This is a genomic window from Kiloniella sp. (genome assembly GCF_048270245.1).
Classification (GTDB): Bacteria; Pseudomonadota; Alphaproteobacteria; order Kiloniellales; family Kiloniellaceae; genus Kiloniella.
This window is the reverse complement of record NZ_JBLWTH010000002.1, coordinates 53538-66700: the sequence shown is the minus strand read 5'-3', so window position 1 is coordinate 66700 and position 13163 is coordinate 53538. Positions and strand designations below refer to the sequence as shown.

Here is a 13163-nt window from a genome sequence, read left to right as displayed (position 1 = left end):
TCAGTAACTTTCGCTCAATTTTTTATAATTCGCTGCGGAGTATCTTATTTCATCCAGCTCTGTAGGTTTTAAATCGCGGAATTTTTTTGCGGGTGAACCAGACCAGAGCTCTCCTGTTGGGACAACTTTACCTGGGGTAACCAACGCCCCGGCTGCGACCATGGCGTTTGTCTCGACAATAGCTTTGTCCATAACTACTGATCTCATGCCGATAAAGGCATCGTCTTCAACTTCACAGGCGTGTAAGAGGGCCATGTGGCCCACAGTAACCCCGTTGCCAATCCGGGTTGGAATACCGCCGCCTGTTTCCCTGTAATCACCACCTGTACGGTCGTGATTGACGTGTATGATTGTACCATCTTGTATATTGGTGTTCTCGCCTATGTTTATGGAATTTACATCACCACGCAAAACGCAATTGTACCAAATGGACGCCCCTGCCCCGATTTCAACATCGCCAATGATAACCGCGTTTTCTGCGATAAATGCATCTTTTGAAATTCGTGGGGTTATTCCACGATAAGACTTTATGATACCAGACACGTTATGTTTCGCTTTCTGTTCAGGTTTTTGGGCAAAATATTTTGTTAACAAAATTAAAAAAGTGCGATATAAAAAATTACTTTGTCCTATCTTTACCATTTTTAAATCACCTGGAAACCATATATAAGACCATGTGATTAAGTTTTGACCTTTGCTGGAGAGCAGAAAATATGCCTAAAGGCACCAAATGTTTCGCCACTTTTGCACTTGTTGCCGCTATTGGCATTAGTACGTTTGCGTTTTCGACACCAAGCTATGCGCAGTTCAACGAACCAAGATGGTATCAACAGCAAGTTTGCCTTGCAAAGGCCTATACCAAAGTTAATCAGCTTCAAAAGTCTGCGGCTCATAATGAAAGAGCAAAGAAATCCCGCTCTAAATTAAGTCGCGCAGGTGTTCCAGAATCTCATATTCGTGAACTGGCGAACAGAACATTAAAAATGCTGCAGTTTGGTATCAATGGCAACAAAGAGGCCCGCGGCCCTCGCCTTTGCCAACAATGGTATCCGGTTGGATAAGAGCTAAGAATTAATTCGGAAAAACAAAAGGACGGTTTCCCGTCCTTTTTTATTGCCTTGAATTTGTTGGTACTCAAAGGTCAATGACCTCTATATGTTCATACACCCTAAAGGCCAGCGTCTTCTGCCAAGCCCAGCATCAAGTTGAGATTTTGTACAGCAGCCCCAGATGCGCCTTTACCCAGATTATCAAGACGTGCGATCAGAAGCACTTGCTCTGTTGCATCATTTGCAAAAACGAATAGTTCAAGCTCGTTACTACCATTTAAAGCATCAGGTCGTAAAAACGCTGCACGTTCTAGATTATCAGTATTGTTCAGGTCCTTAACCTTCACAAAGCGGCTGTCTTGATAATGTTCGGCGAGGTTTTCCCGTAACAAGGTGCCGCTTACACCACTTTTCATCTGGGCATAGTGTAGTGGAATTGAAACCAGCATTCCTTGGGCGTAGTCACCGACAGACGGCATGAACAATGGCTTATGCGTTAAGCCATTGTGCTGCGTCATTTCGGGTACATGCTTGTGCTGTAGGGAAAGACCATAAGTGCCAAATGGTTCAGCTTTTCCGTCTTCGTGAATTTCGATGAGAGCTTTCCCGCCGCCACTGTAGCCGGAAACACCCTGTACATTAATCAAGGCATCCTTGGATACAATGTTTCGTTCTATCAAAGGCCTCAGCAACGCAATAGCACCGGTTGGGTAACAACCCGGGTTACTCACACGTTTAGAGCTAGCAATCTTTTCCCGATGACCTTTGGTCATTTCTGGAAAACCGTAAGTCCAGTCTGGATCTACACGATAAGCCGTTGAGGCATCAATAATGCAGACATCCGGATTTTCAACCAACGACACAGCTTCTATCGCCGCTGCATCCGGCAGGCACAGAATGACAAGATCTGCAGAGTTTAACAGTTCTTTTCTTGCTGTTGCGTCTTTACGTAATTCAGGTGCAATCGATAGTATCTCAAGGTCTTGCCGATTTTCCAGGCGTTGACGGACCTGCAAGCCAGTCGTGCCAGCTTCGCCATCAATAAAAATTCTTTTGCCTATCGACATTGGATTAACCTCAAAAATAATAATACGTGCCTTATAACTACACATTATTTTTTGTATTTCAATACAGAAACTTAGATATTCGTATGCATGCTAAGTAAGTGATCGAACACAACAGCTATGGGGGTGTTTGAGAATATTGATCAGCTAATTTTGCGCGAGCTTATTAAGTCATAGCTATAGCTGATTTCTTGTAAGCATATGAGGAAGCTAAATAGCACTTCTATTAGTGTATTTTATCAGTTGTTATTTCAGCTCTAATCCCGCAGCGTTACCGTTTTTACGCCCCAGAACCATTGTCACAACATCGCCTGTTGTTTGTTGTCGGGTTGAGATAAAGAAATGTCGGTCACCCAAACCATAGACTACAAAACAGTTTTCTGGTTGGGGAATTTCAAACTGATAATTAAAACAGATTAGGTTCGTTCGTATCTGCCATGTACCCTGAACAAGTTGTGTGAAATCGTAATAGGCGACACGGCCATCGCTAGAAAGAAACTCTACCCAACGATTAGCGTTGGGGTCTTGTTCAGATTTTGTATGATCCACATATTTGCCGTACAGGGTATTTCCAGAAAAGGCCCCGACAATATCAGAGCCCATTAGCTGTGTTGCTCCGGCGGCGATGAGTTCTTGATCACTGTAGTAGGTTTTTGTGTCATCGACAGCTGGCGTTGTGACGCAACTCGCTAAAGAAAAAGAAAGCATTAACAAGATCGCTTTGTAATTCATTTTCATATTCCTTATTGGCCCATATAGTCTTTAGACCTAATGTTCTATGATAAGAGCAAAGAAGCTGTGTTTTTTACATGCATATATTAAGCCAATAACCTGTTTAGCTTACTTTTAGAACAGAAGGAAGGTCGGCCTCAAAGGCTTTGATTTCCGCACGTAACCATCTACGAAAAATTTTTGCTGATTGCGAGGGTTCCCGTAATTCTGAATGTACTAGATAGTAACTAAAAGGAGATTGTTTCCAGTCACTCATTGCAGGAACAAGATCTCCCGATACAAAATCATCTGCAATAAGAACGGATCGGCCCAGCATTATTCCCTGCCCTTGTCGGGCTGCGCCAATCAAAAGGTGCGTATCGCTAAAGGCAATACTATCACCTTCTATGCCAATGTTTCCGGTTGTATGGTTCAGCCACCTTTCGAGAGAAAGTTTGATGCCTTCTGGTCCGCCGGAATCTTTTAAAAGCGTGTAATCAGAAAGATTTTTATCTTCAGACATTAAATCAGGATGACAGGCAGGACCTATCATTTCGTCCATAAGTTTTTCTTCAACAACGCCTTTGTAGCTTCCCGGTCCGTAGCGAATAGCCAGATCAATATTTTCCCGTGCGAGGTCACTCAGATAATCAGAGGTTAAAAGTTCAAGCTGAATATTCGGGTAAGCATCTCTGAATTTTTTTATGCGTGGGAAAAGCCATTCGGCAGCAAAGGATTGTAGTGTTGAAATACGGAGCTTCTTTTTATCCTGTCCCGTAAGACTTGTCGTAAGATCGTCAAGGTTATCCAAAATAACTGTAAGCTGTTTTAGATACTCTTCCCCCTTTTCTGTCAGGGCAAAGCTGTTGGGGCCACGATCAAGAAGTTTGATGCCTAACCACTGTTCTAATCCTTTGATTTGCTGACTTACAGCGGACGCAGAAACGGACAGTTCAACGGCAGCAAGGGAGACACTTCCTGTTCTGGCTGCGGCCTCGAAAGATTTGACTGCATTTAACGGCGGTAATTTACGTTGCTTTAGCATTAGAAAAACTTATTCAGCCTAATATCTTCTTGTTTTACAGAAATTATATAGCAACCCATATTGAAAACAACGCCGCAAACTGCTCTTTATGATATAGCGAGCTAAAGCGGGAAAAATTCTAATTTATCGTTTATGAAAGTTAAGAAAATGGCCTCGGCTTTTCGTTTGAATATTGGCGTCGCCCAAATGTCTTTGGCGATGTTCCTTTCCGGCTTTATCGGCTTGTTCGTTTTTGAATCCGGACAGACCCCTTTTAATGTTGTGTTTTTCAGATGTGTCTTCGGGGCAATCGGACTTGGTTTGTTTTGCTGGTGGAAAGGTTACTTTACCGCAGATGCCCTGAACAAAAAGAATATTACCCTTGCGCTTTTAAGCGGTTTTGCACTGGTTTGTAACTGGATCCTGCTTTTTACATCTTTCAAGCTGTCTCCGATCTCTATTAATACAGCTATTTATCATACGCAGCCTTTCTTTCTTGTTCTTTTTGGCGCGCTGTTTCTGGGCGAAGCGTTCAGCCTTCACAAGTTTGTATGGCTTATTCTCGCTTTCCTCGGCTTGATTTTTGTTATTGAACTTGATGCCAATAGTTTTCAGGGCGACACCTCAATGATCGAAGGCGCAGGTTTTGCCTTGGGTGCGGCCATTCTTTATACAATTACAACAATCATCACCAAGCGGTTAACTGGCATGCGCCCACACCTGATTGCTTTTATTCAGGTCACCCTGGGTATTGTGATGTTGAGCCCTTTGGTTGATTTCTCAACGGCCCCCACACTAACTGATACCAAAGTTTGGGGCTATCTGCTCGCTCTTGGTCTGATTAATACCTGTTTCATGTACATCATTCTGTATTCGGCTTTCCAGAAACTTCAGACACCGGTAATTGCTGTTTTATCCTTTATCTATCCGGTGGTTGCTCTAGGCGTTGATTATGTCTTTTATGACCAAAAACTGAGTACCCTTCAGTTCACGGGTATTGTGTTTATTCTTTTCAGTGCCGCTGCGGTGAACCTGGGCTGGAAAGTCTTTCCGTCACGGGTAAAAGTAAAAGAAAGCTGATCAAGGAATTCAGTAACAAGAGATGTGGTTATCCCCATCTCTTGTTGCTTTCTTTTTTTGTTTATCGGGGCTATTTCAAAAAGTGGTCCTGTTCAGAAAACCAGTCTTTCACAAAATCTATAAACTTTCTGACCTTGATTGGCAGATGTGTTTGATAAGGATAGACAATAAAAATTGGATAAAGCTTGGTTCCATAAGATGGCAAAAGCCGGATCAGGTTTCCTTGGGCGATTTCTTCTTCTGCCAGATAAGATGGTAACTTACCAATCCCACCACCGGATAAAATGGCTTTCTTGAGCATGGGAAAGTGATGAACACACAGCTTTGCTTCTATGGAAACACGATGAGATTCTGTTTCATTTTGAAAATGCCATAATGTTGGTTCTAGCTTTTTCGCATTTAACAACAACTGGTGTGCCAACAAATCCTGCGGTTTTGTGATAGCGGGCTTGTGTTCCAGATACTGAGGTGATGCACAGATATATTCTGTCCAGTTACCCAGTTTAACCGGCACCAGATTATCTTCCATCGTTGTTGTTGCACGAAAGGCAATGTCGATGTTTTCTGATTGCAAATCCCTGATTTTGTTATCGAGTTCCAGTTCAAACTTTACATCAGGATAAAGCGCATTAAACCCAAGCGTAATGTCGCTTAAAAAAGCTTCCCCGAATGAAATGGGTGCAGACAAACGAATAGAGCCAGAGACTGTTCCCTTTATAGCTTCAAGATCCTTTTGGGCCTTCCTCACGCTTCCTGAGATTTCTTTACAGTGATCGTAAAAGACGCTTCCGGCTTCGGTCAGGTCCAGTTTACGGGTTGTTCTGAAAAGTAATTGCGCGTTGAAGTGTTTTTCCAGCCGGGAAACAAGTTGGCTGACATGGGCTTTCGAATAGCCAAGGCGCGTAGCAGCGCGGGTGAAGCTCCCCTCTTCCACGACAATGGCAAAAACTGCCATAGCCTCTAAATGATGATAATTAGTATTCATATAAAAACAATTTGTTCATAATTGTTGGTATTATCATCTTAAATAAAAACAATATATTTACCAGCAGTGAGTGATCTATTTCTTAAAATGATTATCAAATGAGGAAACTACTATGAAAATCGTTCTCGTCGGAGCCAGCGGTACAATTGGTAAAGCCGTACACAAAGAACTGTCTGTTCGTCACGAAGTTATAACGGCTGGCCGTTCCACGGGTGATCTACAGATTGATATCACAGACAGAGAAACCATCAAAACCGCTTTTGCCTCTATCGGAAGCTTTGATGCGCTGGTTTCTACAACAGGTTCCGTTCATTTTGGTGAGTTTATGGAAATGAACGAAGAAGACTATATGGTCGGGATCAGAAACAAATTGATGGGCCAAGTCAATCTTGTTTTGATCGGGCGTGATTACATTACACCGGACGGATCTTTTACCTTGAGTACCGGTATACTGAACCGAGATCCCATACGTTTGGGAAGTTCGGCGGCAATGGTCAACGGTGCGATTGATAGCTTTGTAAAAGCTGCCGCCATGGAAATGCCCAACAAGGTTCGCATTAATTCCGTGAGTCCAACAGTCATTACAGAAGCGATGAACAGCTACGGTCCTTACTTCCGGGGCTACGTTCCTGTTGATGCGGACAAAGCTGCGCTTGCCTATAGTAAGTCTGTCGAAGGCATGCAAACAGGTCAAACCTATATTGTTGATTGAAATTAGTCTCTTATCGATGAAACTTAATTGTCGGGTGTAGCATTTTTTTATGAATGCGGCTTTGATTGTGCAAAGATTTTCTGCTTCACATTACATAAAAATATCGAACAGTTAAATCCAACTGCGTCACATAGTGTGCTGTTGTTAATAGGGTTATAGTACCTTGATTAAGGAGTACTTTGAGATCATGTCTATAATTATTGCTATGTGTACCTACGCCCTGACAATGTCCATTTCACCGGGGCCGGTGAACGTTATTACCATGACATCCGGGCTGAACCACGGTGTCTATCGAACCGTTCCGTTCGTTGCCGGGGCGACAATTGGCTTTACCCTGCTGCTTTTTGCCATTGGTTTGGGCGCGGCAGAGCTAACAAACTTGTTTCCCCAGTTCATGAAGGCGATTGGCTATGTCGGTGCCGCATTTATGCTCTATATGGCCTATAAAATCGCGTTTGCAAAAGGTACTGTCTCTCTTGAGGAAAGCAAGGAGCCGAGGTTTTATCAGGGCATGCTGCTCAACATTTTAAATCCTAAAGCCTGGATTGCTTCTATCTCGGGGGTCACGGCTTTTACGACAAAAGGTGATCCTTCGAGCCTTTTCCTTTTTTGTGGTCTTTATTTTGTGATTTGCTTTATTGGCGTTGGCACCTGGGCCGTTGTTGGAAGACAAGCCAAAGTTCTGGTTCAAACAGAAAAACATCTGCGTCTGTTTAATATCTTTATGGGAACTGGCTTGGCAGCGGTCGCCCTCTATTTACTTTTTGTGTAGTTAATAAAAAGCCCTAAGGTTATAAAAAATACAGTCAGCTTTGGCATGATGCAGAAATTATTGATTCGCCTTTCAATATTTTACCACAATTACGGTTAAATCATTTACAGTATAGCGAATTTACATTTTTTTAAACTTCCATTTAACTGTAATTTTTTGAGGCTTAAATTGTCCACACCTTTAGAAATGCATTTAGATAAAAGGCCTGAATTGTATTTTGGCGATACAGCAACGCGACGATTTTTATTTCATTATACAGGGATAGATAACACCAAAAATATCCTTACTGGCAAAGAGCTTTGGGCTTCAAAAATACAATACATGAACGACTATAAAGAGTTTATACATGCAATAGAGATTGTAGATCGCCTATGTAATGAACAGGCAAGAGCTCATCCAGACGCAAAAGAGCTTTTTGATAAAATAAAAACAATGACTAGAGATATAGAAGGTTTAAATATCCATATTTTGTCGTTTTCAGAAGAAGATGATTTATTAAGCCAATGGCGTGCTTATAGCCTACCTCATGGGTTCGTTTTAGGTTTTGAATTTGACAAGCTGAAAGATGTAGCTACAGAGAACGGATTTATAATTGGAAAATGCATTTATGATGATGCAGAAAAAATTCAAATAATAAGGCGTATACTAAATATCTATAGGGAAATTTTTGTATCAAACCCAGATATTTTGGATGATCTCTCTCCGGGGTTTTACGAGGAGTTTTATAAGTGGGCCGCACTCTTTAAACACAAAGCTTTTAGGGAAGAAAAAGAATGGCGGATGATATCTGCACCAACTTCAAATAATCACAAAAACGTGGATATTCGTTCAACACAAACGATGTTGATCCCCTACTACAAAATGAAGTTAGATATATTTGGTAAGGATAATAGAGGAGATATTATATTGCCAATAGAGCATGTTGTTATAGGCCCTCATCCAAATAGTAAATTATTATCGGATGGTTTTTCTTATCTTTTAAGTAAGTATCACATAAAATGTTCGGCAATTAGATATTCGACCTGCCCTTATCGTTTACTTTAATCTATTTAACGAAACAGAATAATCCAACAAAAAGGGCTGCCAAAATGACAGCCCTTTTCGAATTTTTGAACTTCTGTTCTTCGAAGCTTAACGCTTGGAGAACTGGAAGCTACGACGGGCTTTCGCCTTACCGTATTTCTTACGTTCAACAACACGGGCATCACGTGTAAGGAAGCCGCGTGCTTTAAGCGCAGGACGAAGGCCTGGCTCGAAGTAAGTAAGAGCTTTTGAGATACCGTGACGAACAGCACCAGCTTGACCAGAAAGACCACCGCCTTTAACTGTGCAAACGACGTCGAACTGACCAGCGCGCTCAACAGTTTCGAAAGGCTGTGCGATCATCATACGTAGAACTGGACGCGCGAAGTAAACTTCCTGTTCGCGACCATTTACGGTGATTTTACCAGTACCTGGCTTGATCCATACACGAGCAATGGCGTCTTTACGCTTACCAGTAGCATAAGCACGACCTTGTGCGTCTAGTTTTGGCTCGGCGACAACTGCGGTTGTATCTTCGACTGCAGGTGCTGCACCGCCAAGATCACTCAAAGAGTTGAGGGTTTCTTCAGCCATTGTTACTGGCTCCTCTTGTTCTTGGTGTTTTTAGAAGCAAAATCCAGAACTTCTGGCTGCTGAGCTTCATGATTGTGGTCAGGACCAACAACAACGCGAAGGTTGCGCATTTGCTGACGACCGAGAGGACCTTTAGGAACCATACGTTCGATAGCTTTTTGAACAACACGCTCAGGGAAGCGACCGTCCAGGATCTGACCAGCTGTACGTTCTTTGATACCGCCAGGGTGGCCAGTATGCCAGTAGTACTTTTTGTCAGCCAATTTGTTACCTGTAAGGGCGACTTTCTCGGCATTGATGATGATAACATTATCACCACAATCCATGTGTGGTGTGAATGTTACTTTGTTTTTACCGCGCAGGATATTTGCGACTTCGACAGCCAAGCGACCGAGAACGATGCCTTCAGCATCGATCACGAACCACTTTTTCTCGATATCTGCGGGTTTAGCAGAATAAGTTTTCATTTAACAGAGCCATTGCATACTGTTGTCATAAGGGGCAAGACACACCTTAGTGCTCTTGCGTTGGTGGGTTCTAATACAGTGTAGAACAGCTGTCAAACAAAAATATTCCGCTACAAATTTATTTTATCAATAAAAACAATACGTTAAAATTACGGTAATATAATACCTCGTAAGTTTAAGCTTTTTTTATCCCCAGAAGTAACAAATCTATTGTCTGTGAGAGAACTGCACGTAAAGATGCAGTTTCGTATATAATATTAAATGTGGAGTATGTATGACCAAGACATCAGATGTCGTTATTGTCGGTGGAGGCATTATCGGAAGTGCCGCAGCTTTCTTTCTGGCAAGTGATACGACATTTAATGGGAAAATTACCGTCATAGAAAAGGACAGTAGTTATCAAGGATCGTCAACAACCTTGTCCGCTGCGTCTATTAGACAGCAATTTTCTACACCTGAGAACGTCAATATATCCCTTTTTGGTATAGATTTCCTGCGTAATCTTTCAGAACATCTGACATTGGAAAGTGAACAACAGCCAACGAATGCAATGGATATCGGCCTACAGGAAAAAGGGTATTTACTTCTTGCTAGTGATAAGGGGCAGGAAACACTTCATTATAACAATCAGATACAAAATGAACTCGGGGCTGATATCTCGCTTCTTAGCCCTGCCCTCTTAAAAGAGCTGTTTCCCTGGATGAACTGTGATGATATTGCCCTAGGGTCTTTGGGGCTGTCTGGTGAAGGCTGGTTTGATGCCTATAGCCTGTTGCAATTGTTCAGGGCAAAAAACAAAGAGCTGGGCGTTATATATAAAGACGGCGAAGTTACCGGGTTTGTGAAATCTGGCGGAGAAAATGGTGGTAGCAAAATTATTGCAGCTGAATTAAAAACCCCCGAAAGTGTTTCGGGTGAAAAAATCTTTGGCGAGCATTTTATTAACGCTGCGGGGCCTATGGCATCACAGATTGCCGCTATGGCTGGCATTAGTATTCCCATTGAAAGCCGTAAACGCTGTGTCTTTGTCTTTAACTGTCGCGAAGAAATAGCTAACAGCCCGCTTGTGGTTGATACCAACGGGGTATATTTCAGGCCAGAGGGCGAACATTTTATCTGTGGGACCTCTCCGCTGGATGGCCATGATCCCGAGTGTTTTGACTATCATGTCGATTACAGTCTTTTTGATGAACATATCTGGCCCACACTTGCCAATCGGGTCACGGCTTTTGAATCAATCAAACAGATAAATGCATGGGCGGGACACTATGCATACAACCTGTTGGATCAAAACGTCGTGCTGGGAACGCACCCTGATGTGGGCAATCTTTATTTTGCCAACGGCTTTAGCGGGCATGGCTTGCAACAGGCACCCGCGGTTGGGCGGGCGTTGTCAGAATTGATTATTTACGGAAAATACCGGAGTCTGGATTTGTCCATCTTTGGCATGGATAGAATTATCAATAAAACCCCAGTTAAAGAGCTGAATGTGATATAGATATTAACGTTAATTAACCATGGTAAGATATTGTTATTATTTAATTATGTGACAATTTCTTGCCGTGGGAATACTTTCTCACCCCTTATGTTCACATTCTTACCACTTTTTTGCCCCAACACGGCTTTGTTTTATTCCTTATATTGAAGTCATGGGAAACTTTAAAAGAATAAATCGCACAGATATGCGGGCTAAAATGTCTATGTCATCACATAAAGATATGAATGAAGATATTGATGTCGATCGTTTGGTTTGGGACGTCGAGTACAGAGAAATCGTCAAGCGGCTTTTACAACCACAAGGCAATTCATCAATCTCATTAGGCGCTTAATCCCCACTCGTAAGACCTTTGGTAATTTTATTTGTTTGTGGTAAAATTTCCACTATGCCAAAGAACAAAAAACAATCTCCAAAACCAAATTCCAAACAACTCAAATGGCTTAAACGCGGCCTTGATCAAGCTGGTGGCAAGCTTCCCCTTTTTGATGAGCATGGTCAGCACTATGATGTCAGGATGATACAGGCCTGTATAGATCATGGGTGGGCAGAACCATGGTTTTCGAACGCCCTGAAACCGGACTGGATTGTCTGTAAGCTGACGACAAAAGGTAGAGATTTTTGCCACTCAGACTCTCGTTCATCCTCCCCTTCATCTACAAGAACATAAGCTTTTTTAAGCCTCTCTTTGCGTTGATTTCCTTAGTTGACGCTTTCATTAAACCTCTGTGAAAAGTCAGACAATCATTGACTGTTTAGACAAAGATGCTTAGGTTTTAGGCTCATTGTGCGGTGCACAATAAAATGTTTTTGGGTAAATTAGATTTGATGGACGATATTACGGTAAGGAAATCGTTATTCTTTCTGGTTTATCTTTTGGCCTTATTTTCGTGTGAATAGAAGGTTTTATGTAGTTTTTTCAACTGATAAAGCTACTTTATTAATTAGGGGTAGATGACGTGTTATATACATACTTCGATATGCAAAGTGCTGCTTTGGGTCCAATGCGCGCTATGACGCAGCTCACAAAAACCTACTTCAATAACCCTCTGTTCCCTCTTTCCCAAACTTATATGGGGAAAATAATGGCCGCCGGTGCCGATGTGATCGAAGGTGTCATTCGCCATCGCGGGAAACCGGAATGGGGATTTCAAGCCATTCATCGCGAAGACGGCATTCATCCGATTGATCTTGCAAGAATTGACCACAGACCTTTTGGGGATCTTATCCGGTTTAAGTGTGATCTTGCAAAATCTCCGAAAAAAGTATTGCTCGTTTCGCCGATGTCAGGACACTTTGCAACCCTGTTGCGTGGAACTGTAAAGACCCTTGTTGAGCACCATGAAGTTTATGTCACGGACTGGACGGATGCCAGTAAGGTACCTGCATCTGATGGTGAGTTTGGACTTGATGAATATATCGAATATCTGGTTGATTACATTAGGCTTCTGGGCCCGGATCTACATGTCATTGCTGTATGTCAGCCAGCTCCGCTTGTTCTTGCCGCTGTTTCAATTTTGGCGGCAAATGATGATCCGGCACAACCTCGCACCATGACCCTAATGGGGGGGCCAGTTGATCCGGGTGCTGCTGAGACCGAAGTGACGAAGCTTGCGGATAGTAAGTCTCTCTCTTGGTTTAGGGATAACCTGACCGCAACAGTTCCGCTTCAATACGAAGGATCTGGCCGTCGTGTTTACCCTGGTTTCCTTCAGTTAGCTGCTTTTATATCTATGAATTCCATGCGCCATGTTGATGCGCACATGCAGCATTTTAACAACCTTATCAAAGGTGACGGAGATTCCGCGGAAAGCCACAATAAGTTTTATGATGAATACCTTTCTGTGATGGATGTTACCGCTGAATTTTATCTGGATACAATTCAACATATCTTTCAGGAAAGAAGCCTTCCCAAGGGCACTATGACCTGGAAAGGTCAGCCAGTTGACCCATCAAAAGTAAAAAAGACCGCACTTCTTACTGTCGAAGGCGAACTAGACGATATTTCTGCGCCCGGACAAACCGAGGCTGCGCACGATATGTGTTCGGCCCTCGCTAAAAGCAAACATAAAAATCATATAGAACCCGGAGTTGGCCATTATGGTATCTTTAATGGGCGTAAATGGCGCGAAAGCGTTTCTGTCGTGATTAATGACTTTATTGAAAAGCACCATTCCAAGTCATAAA

The 13163-nt window shown here is 42.5% G+C and carries 16 protein-coding genes; 9 read left to right on the top strand and 7 right to left on the bottom strand.

Annotated elements, in window-relative coordinates:
- Positions 1–543: a gamma carbonic anhydrase family protein gene (locus ACN0W5_RS05470; RefSeq protein ID WP_417429571.1), complete on the bottom strand. Its 543-nt coding sequence runs from the start codon at positions 541–543 to the stop codon at positions 1–3.
- Between the two features lie 170 nt (positions 544–713).
- Here ACN0W5_RS05470 and ACN0W5_RS05465 point away from each other — a divergent pair, with 170 nt between their 5' ends.
- Positions 714–1061, top strand: coding sequence for a hypothetical protein (locus ACN0W5_RS05465; protein WP_417453190.1), 348 nt, complete (start codon positions 714–716; stop codon positions 1059–1061).
- Between the two features lie 107 nt (positions 1062–1168).
- Here the strand turns inward: ACN0W5_RS05465 and argC are convergent, their stop codons facing one another.
- From argC to ACN0W5_RS05450, 3 genes are all read right to left on the bottom strand, one after another.
- Positions 1169–2116 carry an N-acetyl-gamma-glutamyl-phosphate reductase gene (argC, locus tag ACN0W5_RS05460; protein WP_417453189.1) on the bottom strand — a complete coding sequence of 316 codons (948 nt, stop codon included), beginning with the start codon at positions 2114–2116 and terminating at the stop codon, positions 1169–1171.
- Positions 2117–2359: 243 nt separating this feature from the next.
- Positions 2360–2845, bottom strand: a complete 486-nt coding sequence (locus tag ACN0W5_RS05455; protein WP_417453188.1) for a hypothetical protein — start codon at positions 2843–2845, stop codon at positions 2360–2362.
- 103 nt (positions 2846–2948) lie between these two features.
- A complete protein-coding gene (locus ACN0W5_RS05450) occupies positions 2949–3869 on the bottom strand; it encodes a LysR substrate-binding domain-containing protein (protein WP_417453187.1) in 921 nt (306 codons plus the stop codon).
- Between the two features lie 147 nt (positions 3870–4016).
- Between ACN0W5_RS05450 and ACN0W5_RS05445 the strand changes: the two genes are divergently transcribed.
- Entirely contained in the window at positions 4017–4928 is a 912-nt protein-coding gene (locus tag ACN0W5_RS05445; protein WP_417453186.1) for a DMT family transporter, read from the top strand.
- A gap of 70 nt (positions 4929–4998) precedes the next feature.
- On the opposite strand, the gene ACN0W5_RS05440 is transcribed toward ACN0W5_RS05445, so the two are convergent.
- Positions 4999–5883: a LysR family transcriptional regulator gene (locus tag ACN0W5_RS05440; protein ID WP_417453185.1), complete on the bottom strand. Its 885-nt coding sequence runs from the start codon at positions 5881–5883 to the stop codon at positions 4999–5001.
- Between the two features lie 142 nt (positions 5884–6025).
- On the opposite strand from ACN0W5_RS05440, the gene ACN0W5_RS05435 reads away from it, so the two are divergent.
- From ACN0W5_RS05435 to ACN0W5_RS05425, 3 genes are all read left to right on the top strand, one after another.
- Positions 6026–6625, top strand: coding sequence for a short chain dehydrogenase (locus ACN0W5_RS05435; protein WP_417453184.1), 600 nt, complete (start codon positions 6026–6028; stop codon positions 6623–6625).
- Between the two features lie 187 nt (positions 6626–6812).
- Entirely contained in the window at positions 6813–7397 is a 585-nt protein-coding gene (locus tag ACN0W5_RS05430; RefSeq protein ID WP_417453183.1) for a LysE family translocator, read from the top strand.
- A 168-nt stretch (positions 7398–7565) separates the two neighbouring features.
- The gene (locus tag ACN0W5_RS05425; protein ID WP_417453182.1) at positions 7566–8441 is read left to right on the top strand and encodes a DUF2971 domain-containing protein; all 876 of its coding nucleotides are present in this window, start codon (positions 7566–7568) and stop codon (positions 8439–8441) included.
- A gap of 87 nt (positions 8442–8528) precedes the next feature.
- On the opposite strand, the gene rpsI is transcribed toward ACN0W5_RS05425, so the two are convergent.
- Positions 8529–9014, bottom strand: a complete 486-nt coding sequence (rpsI, locus tag ACN0W5_RS05420) for a 30S ribosomal protein S9 (RefSeq protein WP_047765627.1) — start codon at positions 9012–9014, stop codon at positions 8529–8531.
- Positions 9015–9016: 2 nt separating this feature from the next.
- Positions 9017–9481: a 50S ribosomal protein L13 gene (gene rplM, locus ACN0W5_RS05415; RefSeq protein WP_047765626.1), complete on the bottom strand. Its 465-nt coding sequence runs from the start codon at positions 9479–9481 to the stop codon at positions 9017–9019.
- 274 nt (positions 9482–9755) lie between these two features.
- On the opposite strand from rplM, the gene ACN0W5_RS05410 reads away from it, so the two are divergent.
- From ACN0W5_RS05410 to ACN0W5_RS05395, 4 genes are all read left to right on the top strand, one after another.
- Complete coding sequence (locus ACN0W5_RS05410) at positions 9756–10979, top strand: NAD(P)/FAD-dependent oxidoreductase (RefSeq protein WP_417453181.1); 1224 nt, start codon at positions 9756–9758, stop codon at positions 10977–10979.
- Positions 10980–11181: 202 nt separating this feature from the next.
- Positions 11182–11310, top strand: a complete 129-nt coding sequence (locus ACN0W5_RS05405; protein ID WP_299380839.1) for a hypothetical protein — start codon at positions 11182–11184, stop codon at positions 11308–11310.
- A 54-nt stretch (positions 11311–11364) separates the two neighbouring features.
- A complete protein-coding gene (locus ACN0W5_RS05400) occupies positions 11365–11646 on the top strand; it encodes a hypothetical protein (RefSeq protein ID WP_417453180.1) in 282 nt (93 codons plus the stop codon).
- A 289-nt stretch (positions 11647–11935) separates the two neighbouring features.
- Complete coding sequence (locus tag ACN0W5_RS05395) at positions 11936–13162, top strand: polyhydroxyalkanoate depolymerase (protein WP_417453179.1); 1227 nt, start codon at positions 11936–11938, stop codon at positions 13160–13162.
- Position 13163 lies beyond the last annotated feature (1 nt).

Excerpts from the sequence above, each read along its gene's own strand:
- ACN0W5_RS05450 (WP_417453187.1), bottom strand. The coding sequence starts at position 3,869 with ATGCTAAAGCAACGTAAATTACCGCCGTTAAATGCAGTCAAATCTTTC.
- ACN0W5_RS05465 (WP_417453190.1), top strand. The coding sequence starts at position 714 with ATGCCTAAAGGCACCAAATGTTTCGCCACTTTTGCACTTGTTGCCGCT.
- ACN0W5_RS05445 (WP_417453186.1), top strand. The coding sequence starts at position 4,017 with ATGGCCTCGGCTTTTCGTTTGAATATTGGCGTCGCCCAAATGTCTTTG.
- rplM (WP_047765626.1), bottom strand. The coding sequence starts at position 9,481 with ATGAAAACTTATTCTGCTAAACCCGCAGATATCGAGAAAAAGTGGTTC.
- ACN0W5_RS05405 (WP_299380839.1), top strand. The coding sequence starts at position 11,182 with ATGTCATCACATAAAGATATGAATGAAGATATTGATGTCGATCGTTTG.
- rpsI (WP_047765627.1), bottom strand. The coding sequence starts at position 9,014 with ATGGCTGAAGAAACCCTCAACTCTTTGAGTGATCTTGGCGGTGCAGCA.
- ACN0W5_RS05430 (WP_417453183.1), top strand. The coding sequence starts at position 6,813 with ATGTCTATAATTATTGCTATGTGTACCTACGCCCTGACAATGTCCATT.
- ACN0W5_RS05455 (WP_417453188.1), bottom strand. The coding sequence starts at position 2,845 with ATGAATTACAAAGCGATCTTGTTAATGCTTTCTTTTTCTTTAGCGAGT.
- ACN0W5_RS05400 (WP_417453180.1), top strand. The coding sequence starts at position 11,365 with ATGCCAAAGAACAAAAAACAATCTCCAAAACCAAATTCCAAACAACTC.
- argC (WP_417453189.1), bottom strand. The coding sequence starts at position 2,116 with ATGTCGATAGGCAAAAGAATTTTTATTGATGGCGAAGCTGGCACGACT.
- ACN0W5_RS05440 (WP_417453185.1), bottom strand. The coding sequence starts at position 5,883 with ATGGCAGTTTTTGCCATTGTCGTGGAAGAGGGGAGCTTCACCCGCGCT.
- ACN0W5_RS05410 (WP_417453181.1), top strand. The coding sequence starts at position 9,756 with ATGACCAAGACATCAGATGTCGTTATTGTCGGTGGAGGCATTATCGGA.
- ACN0W5_RS05435 (WP_417453184.1), top strand. The coding sequence starts at position 6,026 with ATGAAAATCGTTCTCGTCGGAGCCAGCGGTACAATTGGTAAAGCCGTA.